We start from the raw sequence: 18,715 nt of genomic DNA, 5'->3' as shown, positions 1-18,715 counted from the left end.
TTTAAGCTCCAGACTTGCTTACAAGCTGCATCAAAAAGCCAACAGCTAAAACAGCAATAACGAGCTCGTACGAATTACGGATAACTCCACTAGCTGAACGAGTAAGGACAAGTCCGCCATAATCATCGAGCCGATATTGACTATTACGTTCCCATATAAACATGGTAAAGCCGTCGAGTCTCACCTCCGCTTCATGCTCTGTCACCACCTTGAACCCAGCTGCGGCCATACGCTGTTGGGCGATAGGCCGGTTGTTTTTCACAACAAACTGATATTGCTTGTTTGGTATTTCAAATAGTTCAACAACTCGCCTAATCAAACTGTAGTGTGCCGGCTGCTCCATCAAAATATGCCTATTAGGACTGATTAAGCAAGGCAGCTCGTCAAGACTTATTGGTTCCTCGTTTGCCTCGCATACATTCGCATCTTTCAACTCCTCAGCACGATGCAGCAGCCGCTGCCACGCGCCATCCGACAGTGATTCGAGTAATGCATTTGGAAAGTCTTCGCCTTTTATTTTGATGTTTTTGTCAGCTTTTGAGCTGAATCTCATACGAGCATTTGTCTGAAAAATAATACCTTGCAGCCTAGAAATGTGTAGAGGTCTGACCTGCATCAGCTCTCCAGCTCTCTCGTAACCCATACCAAGAGAAACAAGCCGCAGCACCTGCAGTGCTTTCATAAGCGTAAGGTTAGGATAGTTAAGCGTATCAGCTATATTTTGTACCCTGGTTTTTAACACCGTCGCTTGCTCAAACACCTGTAAAACACTCACGATTTTGTGAGCCCGCGTGTGAATCACTGGTGTTAACTGATCTGCCCACTCAGTCGCTAAGTGAAAATAGTTTTTCAGCCCTGTACTCGGAAATTTATGCCCCATTAAACGCGCTATCGCAACAGCACTGCGCCGTGATGGTTGATTGTTTGGTCCTAAAATGGTGCATCTGATCGAATCATTTTCAGATGCACTGCTTAGCTTTTCAGCGAGCGGATTTTGTAAATCAAATAATGCACAAGAGATTCTATTGTAAAAACTGTGCCGGCAATGATGCAAAACCAGCAGAGGATTACCAGTAACGCTGCGCAGCAACCTGATCAGGGCTCCAGAAATGCGTGGTTCGAGACTTGTAAGCACCGGCTGACCATTATTATCGCCAGACGCCTCGCATAGGACCGGTCGATTGTTTTGTTTGCCAGCTATACTTGTATACCTGCCTAATGTGCGATCAATAATATCTTGCTCGCCTTCTGAAAGTTTGAACAATAACGGTATTGCTCGCCGGCTAGCCTTGCTTTTTAGGGTGCGGTACTGGTTGCTTTGTACCAGCACCCAGCTATGCCGCCCATGCTGACACCAATCACGGCGCAGCATACCGACAGCCTCTTTAGCTCGCAATCCAAACCGATAGCTTGTAAGTAGGACGAAGCCCAATATCAACTGCTCATCCTGAGTTAGCGTATTGTCTGACAGAACAGTCTCTATACATGTTTGATATTCAGACTCGGAAATAAGACCAGGGCTGACTGTACGGTAGCCACTTTCAAGGTCCAGCTCGGTCCACTCAGGTGAGGCCACGCCAAAGCGAGCAGCCCAGCGGAAAAAGTCTTTCAGTCTCTTACCAAAATAATCAGCATGCCTTGACGATTGGTTCTTATAATCAAGCATCTGCGCGCACAGTTCAGTTATCTCTTCGCTATCCTGCGCAACAAGGTCCACTTCATATAGAAGATCGCGAAATGCTGGCGACAGCGAGCTTAAGTAGGTGCTCAAGGAGTTGAGCGCATAAGGAACAAGATTTTTACGTTTTTTTGCTTTTCCACTTGCAGCAAGGTCAGCGATCCAATAGCCAAGCAGCAACATGCTGGAACTGACCTGTCCGTGGTATCCATCGCAAATAGATCTGATATTTTTGGCACATTGACGTGCTTGCGCAGGAACATACGCCTGCAGCGCTGTGGCAATACTCTTTGAAAACTCTTTAGCTTGCCCCTGCAGTGACTGTTTGTCAGGAGCCTTATCGCGTGTTTTAGGCATGACATGACTTGGCCACTCAGAAGTCTCCGTGAAGTGGGCTGGAAGATCCAAAACTCGGTCGTTCAGTAGTCGCTCGTAATCTCGCAATGACGAGCTTGTGGGTGGAGCTCGTTCACTAAGTGCAGCGGCAAGAATGCCTGGTAGCTGAACTAGATTAGCTTGATTAACAATATTGCACAGCCAACTCAACAACTCTTCCATTTTAGGGTCGCAACTAGCTGGATTGTCCAGAGAGTATATTTCGAGTAAAGCCTTGAGTTCGTTTATTTGGCTGGGCTGTGGCGTGTCTACTATCTTTTTTTGGTGAACTCCGTGAGCGATTAGACTGGCTACTTTATAGCTGATTTCATGGCGTTGAACAGCTGTCGAAAAATCATCAGCGTCCAGAAGCTCGCTGTATTCAAGAAAGTAGCAACGTTGATTTTGAAGTAGTCGAAAATTTTGTCCTGCCGCAACATCCTCTAAAAGTAGCTTATAGCCAAGACGTTTCTCAACCGCCATCAATAATGAGCCTACACACAACGCACGTCCTTTAGATAACCCAGACTTTAATACTTTTTTACGGGTTGCTGTAGCCCATGTAAAAAGCTGTGTATAAAGTTCAAGTGCACGAGTTATAGATGGTGTAATAAGTGTGCGCTCGTCACGGACTGCAACCAAGCGCTTGCTGAATAGCCTACGCTTAGCAATTCCTGAAACTGCCTGCCTGGAAGTAGCCTCCGACTTCTGTAGCATTTTAATGAATATATTAAATCGAATAGCTGCCATAGGATGCGGTAGGCGATTCTCACGCAATAACATTCGAGTGCTCAGAAGCAGCAAGTCATTATCACCGATATCCTGTATTTTCCTATTATTAAGAAAAAGCTTGATATCAGCACGAGCCTCTCTTATTGCTGTTTTTATACGTCGCCATCTGAAACGGGCACGCTCTTTTTGACCAAAGACTTTGGGCTCTGAGTAATCCGTATCCTTTATAGGTAAGTAAAGCAGTGGCGGTAGCTCTTGCATTTCTGCCGGGGTAGCAAAAGGCAGTACGCTATAAGCGCGCTCTAACGCTGCTTGATAATTTACGGCATCAGTTTCCCAGCACCGAATTGAATAATCACTATAGGTGGCTGCCCCTCGCTCTGCATGTCCCATCCAGCCATCAATAACTTCAGGGTCAACACCTTCTTTAAGGAGGCGTTGTGAATAACGATGACGAAACAAATTAGCAGGCAGTAGCCATTCAAACAGCAAGCAATCAAGCTGGGCAGCATCCGACATCGAGTGCCAGCGTAGATTGTCATCGAGCAGAAAAAAGAGCGGCACACTGGCCTCACGTCCATCAGTAAGATTAGATATCTGTAGCGCCAATTCAGTGCGATGCGTTGCAATCTGTTGACCCAACTGGCTCAAAAAGTCCAGATAGTAAGTGAGTAATGTGATGACACCTTCTGGCAAAGGCACCAGCCTTCCGTTATGCAAACCTTCATCATTTTTATCATTGATAAATACGCATCTGTACTGGAGGGAAAAATGCTGAGCGGATTCAAATGGATCGCGCAGTGGCCGAGCACCTGTTGCGGCATATAACGCCATAACAACATACTGAGCCAATGCATTGTGTTGCTGGATAAGGCCTTTACCAAATGCCTGCTGGAGGCTCGCATTGCAGCGCTCGATTTCTTCAGTCAGTACTGATTCAACTGGGGTAAGTAGGCTACCCATGATATTTTTGCTGTCGGACTCATCACTTGCTGACTCCACAACAGGCAACTGCAACCCTTTTTCAATGGCCTTGATATCCCAGTCTGCATAACTGCAGCCGCCCGGCAAAGCGCTGCTTGGATGAGACGTTAATAAACGAGAAAAATGAAACTCACCAGTTGCATCAAACAACTGTTGCGATTGGTAGTTAGCGAGCTTTGCGCTTGTTAATCGGGGGAAGTGTTTTCTGGCTTGCTCGTTAAACCACGTGTCTAGCTTTTGTGATGATACAGCCTGCCAAAGTCTGCCAACTATTTGAGGGGACTCGACTGCATTGCTGGCAGCAGTTTGTAAAATATCTCTAATTAATTGCGGTACTGAGACTGTTAAGTCATCTCGAAATGCATTGACCTGTTGCCGTACTGACTCATCCGGCCGCCACGAGCTACGCCGCCGTGGAGATGTGCGCTTAAGAAGATGAAAATCATTACTGAAACTCCACTCATCTGTCAGTTTACTCTCAATACTCATCCGCTCAATCAGTACTAGTGATCTGGATAGATGCATAGCCAGCCACACCAAAGCGCCGCCTGTTCTATCAACCGTATCAGTGGAGTGTAATTGAGTGTGAAGCCATTCCTTTAATATTTTCGACTCAACAGGCAGTACACGCTCCCAGCTCCACGGTAAATAGTGGGATAACTCCATTGTTTGGATATAGACACTACCAGAGCTAACGATTTGTTGAGCAGCGCTATCAGTCGGGTCGACGTCTGTAAAATAAAATAAAGAGCCTTCATCACTAGGTGAGATGATTGGGATACTGTCATCTTCTAGGTCTTTACCAAAAAACCGGTCAACTATAGTTGGCATTAGAGGTTTGAAGCGTGTCGATCTTCCAGAGTCAGTCGCGCTGGCCTCAATCTCCCTACATTCACCATTCGCAACAGTATTTATTGCGTTAAGAAATTGTGTTGCTGTTTTACCTAGACTGACTGAATCATTCTTAATGAAATGTGAAGCGTTAGCTAAAGCAGTAGTGAACCGCTCATAAGTGTTGGGAATGCTGCCGAGCTGACCTCTTGCTCTTTTTAACAAATCATCAATCAGTGTCCAATTATCATCAGTCGCATCAATGACTAAAAATCGAGCAGCATTACTAATACTTTTATCTGCGGAATAACCGAACTCCAGTAGACGGCTTGCAGCTTGGATCAGCAACCAAATTCGCAGACGACGTCTATCGGTATAAGTGATTTCGGCGGTAGTATCTGCGAGTGGATTTGTTACAAGTGTCAGTAAGAAGGTTTTGGTTGGGTAAATTTTGAATTGACTACGGTTTTTACGCACTCCACCTAGGTGGGAAATGCTGGCGTATTTTCTAGAAATATTAGTATCGGTTGTTACAGCTTGGGTGAATTTTTGTAACTCATAAACAACTGGATTTGCTTCCCACTCACTAGTGATTAACTTTGATTCTGGATGACTGAGCTCCTTGACTAGATTTCCAATACCGACCGTAAATGGATCTAAGCCAAGAATGCGGTAGCCGACTTCGAGCGGTAACTCAAGCTCTCGCTCAACAGCCCACAAACAGATCTCAGCGAAGGGCTCACCGAGCCTTACGGTCAATTCATTCGCAACAGTAGAAGAATTTCTGTGCCAATTCTGTTCGACGTCTTTAGTCATTGATTGTCTCTAATGGCTCAATTGAAATATGGCTCAAAGCGCCTTATCATATGCATTAGAGTCATTTAATGGCAAGTAGAGACTTTTAAAGTGGCGCAGGATCATCCGTCTCATAACCATCAGGCATGCCGCTGTGGCGATAAAACTGGCTCATTTGCCAGCCCATACCGTCGCCAGTTGAAGGACTGACAAACAGCGCTTGATACTCACCGCGTGTCATATACACCGGGCACTTAAAGCGCTCGGCCAACCAACCTAATGAGCCGGAATGGTCATAATGAAAGTGCGTGGCAATCACCGCTTTGACCGGCGCATGATGCATAACCTCAGCAAAAACACGCTCCCACACATCGCGGGTTTGCTGCGTGCCTAAGCCGGTATCGACAATCACCCAGCCGTCATCGTGACGTAGCAAGTACAAGTTAATATGATCCAAACCAAACGGCAGGGGCATACGTAACCAGATAACGCCCTCAGCGACTGTCTGCCAATCACCACGCTCGGGTGGCGTTTCCCAAGGGAAACTCAACTCACGGTATTTTTGCTCGTCTGGAGTTGAGTAATAGCTCATGCATCACCATCCACAAAAGGTAGCAGCGCATTTCTAGCGAGGACTTCGTCGCTGTAGAGACTGTAGGTGGCAGCACTGTCATCTTTGACATACAGCGTGTCAGCAAACTTACTGGGATCGTAACCCTGCTTCTGTAAATCAATTTTGCGGTGCTTAAAGGTTGTGGTCATATCGGCGTGCGAGCCGGCTCGAACAAACACGGGACGAGCATAGTGCGGCAAGCGCTCAGTAACAAAATTATAAAACGCTTGCGGATCAAACTCATGGCCCTGCTGCATAACCACCAGTGCCATGCCTGCTCTACCTTCATGCTCAGTGACGGCCACCCCATAAATATTAATGAACTCCATACCGGTGAAATCACCTAATTCTGAAGCCACTTCTTGGGTTGATACGTTCTCACTTTTCCAACGGAAGGTATCACCGACACGGTCAACGAAATAGCAGTAGCCATTTTCGTCATAACGCAACAAATCACCTGAACTCCACCACGCATCACCCGTCTGGAATACATTTCTTAAAATCTTGGTCTCAGTCGCCGCCGCAGAAGTATAGCCCTCAAAACGGCCTGCACCGATATGTGGAGAGTCAACAATAAAGCCTACCGCTTCACCCACCTCACCTGGTTGGCAATGCACATAAAAACCGTTTTCATCGCGCACATGAGCTTGTGTTTCTTCATCGACACGCAACAAACGCAAGTTGGTTTTGTTCCAGTCAGGTATTCGCCCGCATGAACCAATATAGTTATCAAGATTGATGGTAGCGGTATTGGCTTCTGTTGAACCCCAGCCTTCATAGACATCTAGCTCACCGAAACGCTTGATCCAGCGACGCCAGCTGTCGGCGGTTAAACCGGCACCCAGCATACAGCGCAGTGAGTTGTTTTTTTCTTCTTCAGCTTCAGGGCGATTGAGCAAGTAACGGCAAATCTCGCCCACATACTGAAAGACCGTTACACCATGGGTGCGCACATCCGTCCAAAAACGGCTGGCACTGAATTTGCGACGAATAACAATCGAAGCCCCTGACGATAATGCAGTGGAACCGACCGACGTCGCGGCAGCACCGTGATATAAAGGCAGGCAGCAATAGAACACATCATTGGTGTCAGTATCCAAGGTGACTTCCATCACATCACCCGAGGTCATCCAGCGCATATTGCTGTAACGCGCAGCTTTAGGTAAACCGGTGGTACCTGACGTGAAGATGTAGAGCATGTCATCTTCGGCGCGAATACCCGCCCGTAAGGCCGCATCAGGTCGCGCATTTGAGGCCTGTTCCACTTCGACTGAAAACTCACGATCGAAGTTAGCGAGTGTCTCGACAGCAGCAGGATTCTCAGCATCGGGAATCAGCCATTGCGGCCATTCTTGAGTTTCAGGCGTTTCGAGAAACGGTACAATGCACTCTTCGCCAACCAGCACCGCTTTAGTGCGAGTCGCCTGCAATACGTGAATCAGTGGATTACCTTGTAAATGGTAATTAACCAGCGTTGAAACTGCACCGATTTTAGCAAGAGCAAACCAGCAAAAGAATAATTCCGGACGGTTCTCTAACGCTACCGCACACACATCTCCGGGCTGAATACCTCGCGCTACAAGCGTATTAGCGTACTGATTAACGCGCTCATCCACTTCTTTATAGGTATAAGTACGATCGCCGTAGATTAGAAATGGGCGTTCGGAAAATTTATCCACCGTATCTTCAATACGCTGCCCCAGCGTATATAGATCACTTGGCTTAATTTGTGCAGCAATAGATGAACGCAGATCATGTTTCTGTTGAACCCGATCCACTGCGGGAACGCGAACCGACTGATCATTATTTTTATTTTTATCGTATGAGTCAACGCCGAGCATATGCACCCCAATCATGAGTCAAATTTGTCTTAGCCAACCCAGCCTTGCAGACAGTGTCTAGGGCAGGCAGTACAAGTAACGTTGAATTAGATTATGAAAGGCCACAAGAGGGAGCATCGTCCGTAAAGACTAAATCCACTGTATAAATTGGCAACTGACCAAGTGGTCTAAATGGACGATGTCGTTTACCAAGGCAGACGGCAATGATTAGCGACGCTCAACAATAATGATAAGAGATGTACATTTATGGCCCACAATAAAGAAAAAGTGGCAGGACACGCCCACTACGCCCTCATGCTTCTGGCAGTAATTTATGTAATGAGCTACATCGATCGTTTGGTTATTTCCGTACTGATCGAGCCGATCAAGGCTGAATTTGGTGCCTCGGACACCATGATCGGCCTCTTAACTGGCGTTGCTTTTGCTATTTTCTACACAGGTTTTGGCTTGCCTCTAGGTCGACTCTCTGACCGTATTGGCCGCAAGCCGGTGATTGCCATCGCCTGTATCGCTTGGAGTATCCTGACCATGCTCAGCGGTTTCGCTGGCAGCTTTATGGTCCTGGTACTACTACGTATCGGTGTCGCTGTAGGTGAAGCGGGTGCCGGTGCACCCTCAGTTGCCATGATTTCTGAGCTATACCCGCCTCGCCTCAGAGCGCGCGCGCTAGCTATTTTTGGTCTTGGCCCAGCGCTCGGCGCAGTACTGGGTATTGGCTTTGGTGGTGTACTGGCAGAGATGTACGGTTGGCGTGCAACTTTTATTATTGTTGGCGCTCCCGGTATTGTGATCGGTCTTATCTTAGCCTTCACGGTTAAATCACCAAAACCTATTGTCGCCACAGCCCCTGGCGTACCTGAAGCAGGTATGTTGCGCACGGCACAAAGTTTGTTGTGCATACCGGGTTTTTGGCAGATTATTGCGACCGGCGGTGCAGCCGCTATTACTGGCTATGCCATTCAGATGTGGACACCCAGCTTTATGATCCGCTCACATCAACTCACCATTCAAGATGCCGGCATGTTGATGGGAATTGGTGGCGGTGTTCTCGCGGTATTAGGCACGCTGGTATGTGGTTATGTCACCGATACCCTAGCCGCCAAAGATCCAGGCTGGCAGCTGGGCACCGCGTTACTCGGTACCGCGCTCAGTATTCCGTTGGCAATGGCCTTCTACTTGTGGCCAGCAGGCACTGCTTTTATGATCGGCAGTACTGCGGTACCCACCGGCTTCTTATTTTATATGGGCTTCGCTTTTTTCGGTGTCTGGTGGACAGTCCCCTGCTTCAGCGCCATGACTCGTATTTTACCCGTCAACAAACTCGCACAAGGCACCGCGCTATTTTTTATGAGCGTGACCCTCTTCGGAGCAGGACTGGGTCCAGTTGTCGCGGGCATAATCAGCGATCTGCTTTACAGCTCAATTGGCGCTGAAGCCTTGCGCTATGCCTTGGTTGCCTCTGCCTGCTTGCTACTCATTCCCTGCCTCTTCTTGATCAGTGCCATTCCAAAATACCGTAAACAAATGCTGGCAACTGAGCAAGCAAGCACAACACATATAAATATGGCACACGACACTAAGCCTGCCATCTCTTAAAAGGAAAAGCACCATGAGCAAAACCAAAGACCTCCCACTTCCAGTCGGGAAATACGCCAAACTCGATAACGGTTTGACGCTTCACTATCTTGATATTGGTGACGGACCGGTTGTGGTCTGGTTACACGGTTCAGGCCCTGGCGCCAGTGGCTTCAGTAACTTCAAGGGCAACTATCCAGCCTTTGATAATGCTGGTTTTCGTAATATCGTTCTTGATTTACCAGGTTTCGGCCGCTCAGATAAGCCGGCAGATGTGAACTATGATCTTGCATTTTTTGTTGAGAATTTAAAATTATTACTGGATAACATCGGCATAAAAACCTGCACACTGCTGGGTAACTCGCTCGGTGGCGCGATTGCACTGGGTTATACTTTAGATCACCCTACACGTGTTGATAACCTGATACTGATGGCCCCCGGCGGCGTTGAAGAGCGTGAAACCTACTTCGAAATGGAAGGCATTAAACGCATGGTCGAAGTGTACGGCCAAGGCCCGATGGGCGTAGAGCAAATGCGCCAAGTGATGACCTTACAGCTATTTGATAGCAGCCAGCTACAAGACAGTATTCTAGAAGAGCGTGCCGCAGTTGCTGTCACGCAACCGGCTAATCTTTTCAGCACCATGCTGGTGCCCAACATGACCGAACGTCTGCATGAAATTAAATGCCCGATTCTTGGTTTCTGGGGCACCAATGACCTATTTAATCCAGTCAGCGGTACCTTTAAAATTCTAGAAAACGCACCGCATGCGCGTTTTACCCTACTAAACCGTTGCGGGCATTGGGTACAAGTCGAACACCAACAGCTGTTTAATCGTCAGTGTCTGAATTTTTTGCTCGACGCTGAGTAAGCGATTTTTTCAATTTAATGGTACACGGCAGGAAAACAATAATGAGCCAATACAAACATCTGCTTAGCCCTGGAAAACTCGGCCCAATTGATCTGCGTAACCGTATTATTCTCTCGCCAATGGGCGACAATTTTTCGGATCCGGACGGTTATTGCACTGAACAAATGCAAGCCTACTATGAGGCGCGTGCAGCCGGTGGCGCAGGCCTGATTATTATGGGGGTGGTCTCCATTGCCTTTCCTCACGGGACTGCAGAGCCTTTTCAGTGTGCGATTTCTGACGATAAGTACATCCCCGGTTTAGCCAAACTGGCCGAACGAGTGCATAAGCATGGCGCCAAAGTTGCCATGCAAATCCAGCATGCTGGCAAAGTCGCCGCACGGGATTTATCAGAAGGTCGCGATCTGTGGGTTCCATCCATACCGCGCATGACCAAAAACAACATCATGTCATCGTTGACTCAGGAAGAGCTGGGTAAATTTATTAGTTCGCAACGACGCGATAGCAACCCCGTCATCCGCGTCATGGATAAAAACGATATTGCACAAATGGTCGAGTGGTTTGCCGCTGCCGCTGAGCGAGCGGAAAAGGCCGGATTTGATGGTGTTGAAATTCATGCCGCGCACAACTACATTATTGCCGGTTTCCTCTCGCCCTACCATAACCAGCGCGATGATGAGTACGGTGGCTCTTTCGAGAACCGTGTACGATTTCTACGTGAAGTGATGCAAGCGGTACGCGCACGAGTCAGCCCGACCTTTGGTGTATGGGTACGTATTGATGCCTATGAGATGCATACTGAAGGCGGCATCACTTTAGAAGAAGCGAAAAAAGTTGCCCAAATTGCTGACGAAGACGGCATGCATGCCATTGCTGTCTCAGCCTACGCCACCATTACCAGAGGCTCCGCGTTTACCGATGCACCACTGGTACAAAAACCTGCAGGTTATCTTGATTGGGCGGCGCAGATTAAATCGGTGGTCAACACTTCAGTGATTGCACTGGGACGAATTGAGCCGGATGTTGGTGATAAAGCCATCGCTGCAGGCCAGTGTGACTTTATTGCCATGGGCCGTAAATTACTGGCTGACCCAGAACTACCCAATAAATTAATTGCGGGTAAACCTGAGACCATTCGTCCCTGTATTTACTGCTATGTCTGCGTCAGTCAAATCTTTATTAACGAACGTATCAAGTGCGCAGCCAACCCTTTTACTGGGCAGGAATTTCAAAAAGTTATACTGCCAGCCACACAGAATAAACATGTCGCAATCATCGGCGGCGGTCCAGCAGGCATGGAAGCCGCACGCATCGCGAGACAGCGTGGGCATAAAGTCACGCTGATTGAACGCAGTAACCGACTAGGGGGCACATTATTTTTTGCTGCCTTGGCCTATCCAGAAAACGGCGTCTTACTGGATAACCTGACCGCACAAGTTAAAGCACTGGACATTGATATCCGTTACAACACTGCCGCAACTGCCGAGTTACTCAGCAGTTTGCATGCTGATCAGGTGTTTGTTGCCACCGGAGCGAAGCGCGATGCGCCAAGCATTCCAGGTGCCGAGATGAAACATGTCTGGAGTGGTGATGAATTACGCCGTTTGATGACCGGTGACCGTGCTGATGAAATCGCCAAAAACAAACTGTCACTGACCCAACGCACGATGATGAAAGCCGGTAGCCTCAGTGGTGCTACCAACAGTCGTGATGCTCTGCAAGGCCTATCTAAGTTATGGATGCCATTGGGTAAAAAAGTGGTGATTGTCGGTGGTGGCTTAGTCGGACTTGAGCTGGCTGAGTTTCTAATCGAGCGTGGGCGTCACGTCACTGTACTTGAACCGAGCCCTTCCTTAGGTGCGGAGCTATCAATTGTGCGACGCTGGCGTGTGCTGGACAATCTAAGTGATCACAACGTAGCAATGCTGACACATTGTGAAGTCACCTCGATCGATAAAAACCAGGTCAACTACCAGGATAAAGACGGCCAGCAACACAGTGTTGCAGCCGACTCGGTGGTATTGGCCGTTGGCGCCAGTCCTGATCACAGCTTGGCCACCAGCCTTAACCAGCAAGGTTTTAACGCCATTAGCATCGGTGATTGCGACACACTTGGCTATATTGAAGGCGCACTGCGCAGCGGTACCAATGCAGCACTTAGTTTGTAACGGATGACTGACAACAAAAAACGGCGATTAATCGCCGTTTTTTGTATCTGTTGTTCTATAAAATGACCACAGTAACAGCGCAACCAGCTTGCATCATAAAGATGCAAACCGATTACTGATCATTAGAGCTAAAGGTTCGCAAACTCTTTTCTAACCTGTGCTTTGAGCAGTTTACCTGTAGCACTGCGTGGCAGAGACTGCTCAGCAAACCACATACGCTCTGGCAGTTTGTAAGCAGCCAAGCGCTGCGCCATAAAAGCCAATAAATCTTTTTCGCTGACATCAGTAGCGGTACGCACTACCATCCCCACTGTCTCACCAAAGTTAGCATCAGGCAGCATAAACACAGCGGCTTCCTCAACCTCTGGATGCTCACAAATGCAGTGCTCAACCTCAACCGCAGAGATATTTTCGCCACCGCGAATAATAATATCTTTGATCCGGTCGGTGATGTACAGCATGCCATTCTCGTCAAGATAACCTACGTCACCAGTGAAAAACCAACCATCTTTCATGACTTGCTGAGTTTCTTCGGGCTTATTCCAATAGCCGTCCATCAACGCTGAAGTACGCAGCCAAATAGGACCACTGGTACCGGCTAGCACGGGCTGATCAGGGCTTTCACCGATGATGATCTCAACCAAAGGTAAAGGCCAGCCCACCGACTCAGGAAACGCCATAAACTGGTTGCCACCATGGGCAGCACAGATACCATTGCTTTCGGTCATGCCGTAACCATTGCCCGACAGCGCCATCGGCTTACTCTCGAGCAATTTATCCAACAACGCCCTAGACGCTGCACTACCACCGAGACCCAGCGCAAACAGCGTATCAGTGTCTGAACTGGCAAAACGTTCACTGTGAATCAACTGCTGCATCATGGTCGGCACGCCAGCAAACTGGGTGACTTTTTCATCGCGAATGGTATTGATCGCGTCATCCACATCCCACTTGTAGATGATTACCAAACGACGGCCACTGCGCAGAGCACTCATAAATTGCGACAATAAACCACTGACATGAAACATCGGATAGGCCAACAGCATAGTGGGTTGTAGCCCCGACTCCAGCATCGGCCGAACCCGCTCTTCAGAGGTCATATAGGCCAATGTTCCTTGGAAATCCAACGCATACAATGCCTGACAAACCGCCTTGTGACTGGAGACAACACCCTTCGCTTGGCCTGTAGTACCTGACGTATACAAAATCAACGCAGGATCTTGCGGATCAGGACTGGCCAGCACGGCCTCTTCTGGCTCATATATCAGCATGCTGGCCCAGCTGCGATCACCTGTTCTTAACGGCGTTTCATCAGCCACAACGATGGTGATCTCATCGCCCAAGTCCTTGAGCAACTCATAACGCTGCGGGTCACAAAAAACCACGCGCGCACCGCAATCCTTAATGGCATACAACAACTCGTCGGCGGTGCTCCAGCTGTTAATGGGTACCGGAATCGCACCGACCTGGATAGCGGCCATAAAGGAGATCATCCAGGCCGGACGATTACGCATTGCAATCGCAATACGATCACCTTTACCAACCGACAAATCCTTTTGCAGTGCTGCAGTAATTTTATCAGCTTTAGCAAAAAACTCATTATAGGTGTAGCTCTGCCCCTGCCATCTGACAAACGGCTTATCGCCATGCTGTCGACCGGGTTGCAACGCCTCAACCAGATTAACTGGAGCTTTGGAGAACTCAGGGATACCCTGCTGGTTCTTTACTATTGCAAAAGGTGACGCCTCATGGATTAACTGGCCCCACGCTTGACGCCAACCATTAATTTGTTCACTAATCATTACTGTTCCCTTAATGTGTCTCAGCAAACAACTGCTGCGCCATCCGACCATACCGCTCACAATGAAAGTCACTGTCGCCAAATAATACTTGAGCCACGCGTGAGCGCTTTAGATACAGACCCAGATCATATTCATCAGTAACACCGATACCACCATGCATCTGCACTGCTTCACGACTTATTTTGTGCGCTGCTTCACCCGCTTTCCACTTCGCCAGACTGACGATTTGCTGACGACTTTCAACACTGAGGGAATCATCATTGAGCGCTTCAAAACCCGCCATCACTGCACTTCGCGCCAACTCAAGATCAACTAACATCCAACCCGCACGATGCTGCAGCGCCTGAAAACTACCAATAGCCGCACCAAACTGCGTACGGGTTTTCAAGTATTCAATGGTCATTTCAAACATCACTGCAGTCGCGCCCAGCAATTCTGCTGCAATACAAACGGCACCACGATCCAAAGCACGCTCGAGCTGCGCTTGCGCATCAACTGAACCAATACGCGCTGCCGCTGGTAACTGCACAGCATGCAATGACACGCGTGCATGATTTCTTGAGTCAAGTAAATGTATGGGCTCAATCTGTAAGCCTTGCGCATCAGCAGGCACTAAAAATAACGCCGTCTCACCTGATATCAAACGTCCAGCCACCAGCAGTGCATCAGCCTGCTGTGCGTCCAGCACCCATAAATCTTCACCACCCAACAAAAATCCATCGTCCTGCTCCGTCACGTCAACATCGAGGTGCTCTGGGCGAAAACGATCTTGGCCTTGGGTGGCCAAAGCAAAACGCTGCCGTCCTTCAATCAAAGCCGGCAGTAACTCAGCGCGCTGCGCCTCAGTCCCGACTTCATCAATCAAAGAGGCACAGAGCACGATCGATGACAATAAAGGTGCAGCAGCGAGATTACGGCCCATATGCTCAAAGACTGGAGCAAAGCCTTGGAAGCCAAACTCCAAACCTCCATAGGCTTCAGGCAGCGCAATACCACCCCAACCAAACTCGAGCATTTGCTGCCAAACACTCGTATCAAAACCTTCCGGAAGCTGTTGATCTCGTATGCGTCGTTGTTCACTCACTGGCGAGCGCGCCGCTAAAAAATCGCGCGCACTGTCGTCCAGCTGTTGTTGTTCTTCGTTATAGACCAGACTCACATTAACCTCCTATTTTCCTTCCGGAAGTCCAAGGACACGCTTGGAAATCACGTTCAACTGAACTTCAGAGGTACCCCCTGCAATCGCTTGTGAAAAAGCGTTCAGCCAAGTATTGGTCAGCGCCAATTGCTGATCGCTAAAGGGAGCACCTTGCCAACCCAAGGCTCTGCGCCCCATCACGTCCAGCAACACTTCGAATTTATTTTTTTCCTGCTCACTGTGCACCAGCTTCTGAATCGACACCATTGATGAGATATCTTGGCGCGCTCGAGCGGTTTCATTTAAGCGACGTTGAGTCAGCTCAAAAGCGTGTTCATCCATACGCAGCGCTATAGCGCGTTGGAATAAGGCGATGTCACTGTGTTCTTTAGGCTCAGGTAAATATTCAAATAAGGTTTCGAGCAAACTAAAATGTGTTGGCAGGCTGATTTCACTGAACTTAGACATGGCGCGGCGCTCATGCCCCAACAGCTCCTTGGCCAGCGCCCAACCTTCGTTGATTTCACCAATCAGCTGAGTTTTAGGCACTCGCACATCGTCAAAAAATACTTGGCAGAAACTGGATTTACCGCTGATTAGATCGATGGGGGTCGGGGTGACACCGGAAGACTTCATATCCAACACAATCAGACTAATACCGGCATGCTTAGGCTCTTTAGGGCCGGTACGAACTAAAGCGTACATCCAGTCTGATTTGTCACCGTAGGATGTCCAAATCTTTGTACCGTTAACCACGAGGTGATCACCATCAACGCGTGCAGCAGTTTGTAAACTAGCAAGGTCAGAGCCAGCATTGGGCTCGGAGAAGCCTTGGCACCAACGTATTTCGCCACGTGCCATGGGCGGTAATAACTCACACTTTTGCTCTTCAGTACCAAACTCAAGCAGTACTGGTCCTAACATCCAGATACCGAGATTGATTTGCGGAGGACGACAGCGCAGTTTACGCATTTCAGCTTCCAGCACCGTGGTCTCTTCAGGACTAAGACCACCACCACCGTACTCCAGCGGCCAACTTGGGCAAAACCAGCCCTTGTCGCGCATGCGCTCAAACCAGAGTCGCTGATCGTCATTTTTAAATTCTATTTCACGTCCGCCCCAGACCATTTCATCAGCTGGCATCAGCCCACGCATGGATACTGGGCAGTTTTCTTCCAGCCACTCACGCACATTGTGGCGGAACTCTTCTATGTTATTCATAGGTATTCCCGCTTTTTACACAAGGTTAACGGACACTAAGCCCGATCTATTATTTTTATCTTAATAACCATAAAGGTATTGCTAAGCCGCTTACCTCGTACGGATACACGAATAAAGCAAAGCTTAAAACAGCACGCTTACAGAATAGCTACTGAAGCGGACACGTCAATTTTAACACCGACGTACCACGCTTCAGCCGCCATTATGTTGTCATTAAGCACTTACCAGTTTTGTAAGGGAAAGTACGTAGCTGATAGGTACTGTGGCGCTGCACACTGCATAGAGTTTACCTCACAGACTTGTGCCATAGATGTAGTGCCCGTAGGCGTCAGCGCAATAGGGGCACTTAGAGTCAGAAAAAACCCAGCTACAATAAATCCAACGGTCAATTTTTTTATTTTCATTATTTCCTCCGCTACATTCGCTCGTCATAAGCTTATGTGAGGTCTTAGCTGTAACCCACAACTTTCTACCTCAACTCAAAGGTACTCTCGGCAATCCCCCATGACCTCATCTAAACGGACTAATTTGAAAAATACCTGCCCGCATCGCACTAGACCAAAGAATGAGAGCCTAAAAAATATCAGACCAATCAGTCATAAAAAGAACAACCAGCCATATTGATTCTAAAAAAACTCAATTCATAGCAACAAAAAAGCCGCCTGCTCATTGACGAGAATGAACAGGCGGCTTTTTATATCATCGCAGTTTACAGTCCTAAGCGGCGAGCGGCCTCAGGTCCAAAGTTACCTGCCTTTATTTTCCCAGTATTCAGTGTATAAGCCGATTTCTGCTCATTTACCAGGTTGAATGCAAGGTATGAACCTGCCAGCAAGTCATGGTACAGACCGACACCGGCTTGCCACGTCTTGGCCTCATACGCATAGAAGTAGTTGATCATCGATGTGCGCCACAATTGGCCACGAGCATCAAAGTTTTCGCCCATCAGCATCAACAGGCTGTCTTCATCAACATACATCCGGCGCTTACCATACAGATGGCGGTAGCCCTTTTTAATGTTGCCTTCCAACACCCAAACTCGATGCAACTCGTAACGCATGTGATCTGGATTAACGTGCCCTTTGGTCAGCAACTCGTCATAGGAAATGTCCTGATTGTGAATACCATAGGCATTGTAAGGTACATATATTTCTTTTTTGCCAACAATGTCCCAATCGTAACGCACACCCGATCCGTTAAAGATACGCACTTCATCAACAGTAATAGAACCACCACTGCCTGGGAACTGCATATCATAACCGTACTCAGGTGCCTGACGTACACGACGGGTACCTGGATCATAGCGCCAGCTCTGACGGGGTTCTTTCTTATGGTTAAAGTACTCAAGACCAGTATTCACTTCACCACGATCACGCTGTGGTAAGTTCGTTACGTTGAGAAAGTACGCAGAAGGTCCTGTAGTGGGTCCCTCGTTACCAGGCTTAAGAAATAAGGCTAAGTTAGCGGATTTTAACTGCCCGTGAGTACGACTGCCATCGGCCAATACATACATATTGTCAGACACCAGCTCTTCACTCCAAGGACGGTAGGTAAAGAAGGATGACGTCCACAACAACTCTAAACCCGTTTTTGGAAACGGAAAGGCGATACCGCCCGTGGTGGCTTCAATACCTTCACCGTCATCAACCAGCTTGGCGCTTTTAGCGTTTTTCAGAGTCACATCACAGACTGAATCCGGGAAACGGAAATCACGATGCGATGGGTAGATCGGCATTTTAAAGGTATCTGGATACTTAGCGAACAGCGCGAGCTGCCCTTCAGACAGCTTATCTTTGTGCTCCGCAAGATTGTCTGCAGTAATAACATACAAAGGTTTTTCACCGGCATAAGGATCAATCGGGTGATAGCCAGTGCCTTTGAAGTCAACATGCTCAGGCGCACCCAACCATTTACCACTCCACTCAGGAATGGTACCCGCAGCGTTACCCGCTTTTTCCGCACCAACGCACGTCAGATCTTTACCTAAGCGCTGGATTTCTGCATCAGTAGTGGCCTGAGCCGTACCGGCCAGCAAACCACCTGCTACTGAAATATACAGTAGACTTTTCAAAGCATATTTATAAAACATAA

General features: G+C 48.2%; 10 protein-coding genes. 3 read left to right on the top strand and 7 right to left on the bottom strand.

Annotated elements, in window-relative coordinates; all coding sequences use genetic code 11:
* Window position 1: 1 nt before the first annotated feature.
* The 3 genes from JYJ62_RS08000 to JYJ62_RS07990 all read right to left on the bottom strand — a co-directional run bounded on the left by JYJ62_RS08000 (window position 2) and on the right by JYJ62_RS07990 (window position 7,864).
* Window positions 2-5,416, bottom strand: coding sequence for a hypothetical protein (locus JYJ62_RS08000; RefSeq protein WP_205341676.1), 5,415 nt, complete (start codon window positions 5,414-5,416; stop codon window positions 2-4).
* An 85-nt stretch (window positions 5,417-5,501) separates the two neighbouring features.
* Window positions 5,502-5,987, bottom strand: coding sequence for an MBL fold metallo-hydrolase (locus tag JYJ62_RS07995; RefSeq protein ID WP_205341675.1), 486 nt, complete (start codon window positions 5,985-5,987; stop codon window positions 5,502-5,504).
* Window positions 5,984-7,864, bottom strand: a complete 1,881-nt coding sequence (locus JYJ62_RS07990; protein ID WP_232365739.1) for a long-chain-acyl-CoA synthetase — start codon at window positions 7,862-7,864, stop codon at window positions 5,984-5,986. Before JYJ62_RS07990 ends, JYJ62_RS07995 begins: the two co-directional genes overlap by 4 nt.
* Before the next feature lie 231 nt (window positions 7,865-8,095).
* Between JYJ62_RS07990 and JYJ62_RS07985 the strand changes: the two genes are divergently transcribed.
* The 3 genes from JYJ62_RS07985 to JYJ62_RS07975 are packed head-to-tail and all read left to right on the top strand — an operon-like array spanning window position 8,096 to window position 12,463.
* Window positions 8,096-9,445: a spinster family MFS transporter gene (locus JYJ62_RS07985; protein WP_205341674.1), complete on the top strand. Its 1,350-nt coding sequence runs from the start codon at window positions 8,096-8,098 to the stop codon at window positions 9,443-9,445.
* A 13-nt stretch (window positions 9,446-9,458) separates the two neighbouring features.
* A complete protein-coding gene (locus JYJ62_RS07980; RefSeq protein ID WP_205341673.1) occupies window positions 9,459-10,295 on the top strand; it encodes an alpha/beta fold hydrolase in 837 nt (278 codons plus the stop codon).
* A gap of 41 nt (window positions 10,296-10,336) precedes the next feature.
* Window positions 10,337-12,463, top strand: coding sequence for an FAD-dependent oxidoreductase (locus tag JYJ62_RS07975; protein WP_205341672.1), 2,127 nt, complete (start codon window positions 10,337-10,339; stop codon window positions 12,461-12,463).
* A 128-nt stretch (window positions 12,464-12,591) separates the two neighbouring features.
* Here the strand turns inward: JYJ62_RS07975 and JYJ62_RS07970 are convergent, their stop codons facing one another.
* From JYJ62_RS07970 to JYJ62_RS07955, 4 genes are all read right to left on the bottom strand, one after another.
* A complete protein-coding gene (locus JYJ62_RS07970; protein WP_205341671.1) occupies window positions 12,592-14,265 on the bottom strand; it encodes a class I adenylate-forming enzyme family protein in 1,674 nt (557 codons plus the stop codon).
* Window positions 14,266-14,275: 10 nt separating this feature from the next.
* Complete coding sequence (locus JYJ62_RS07965) at window positions 14,276-15,424, bottom strand: acyl-CoA dehydrogenase family protein (protein ID WP_205341670.1); 1,149 nt, start codon at window positions 15,422-15,424, stop codon at window positions 14,276-14,278.
* A 9-nt stretch (window positions 15,425-15,433) separates the two neighbouring features.
* Window positions 15,434-16,624: an acyl-CoA dehydrogenase family protein gene (locus JYJ62_RS07960; protein ID WP_205341669.1), complete on the bottom strand. Its 1,191-nt coding sequence runs from the start codon at window positions 16,622-16,624 to the stop codon at window positions 15,434-15,436.
* A gap of 709 nt (window positions 16,625-17,333) precedes the next feature.
* Entirely contained in the window at window positions 17,334-18,713 is a 1,380-nt protein-coding gene (locus JYJ62_RS07955) for a DUF1329 domain-containing protein (RefSeq protein ID WP_205341668.1), read from the bottom strand.
* Window positions 18,714-18,715 lie beyond the last annotated feature (2 nt).

Origin of the sequence: Denitrificimonas caeni (assembly GCF_905120345.1) — a bacterium.
Lineage (GTDB): Bacteria > Pseudomonadota > Gammaproteobacteria > Pseudomonadales > Pseudomonadaceae > Denitrificimonas > Denitrificimonas caeni_A.
The sequence above is the reverse complement of the archived record's forward strand: the minus strand, read 5'-3'. Positions and strand labels throughout refer to the sequence as shown.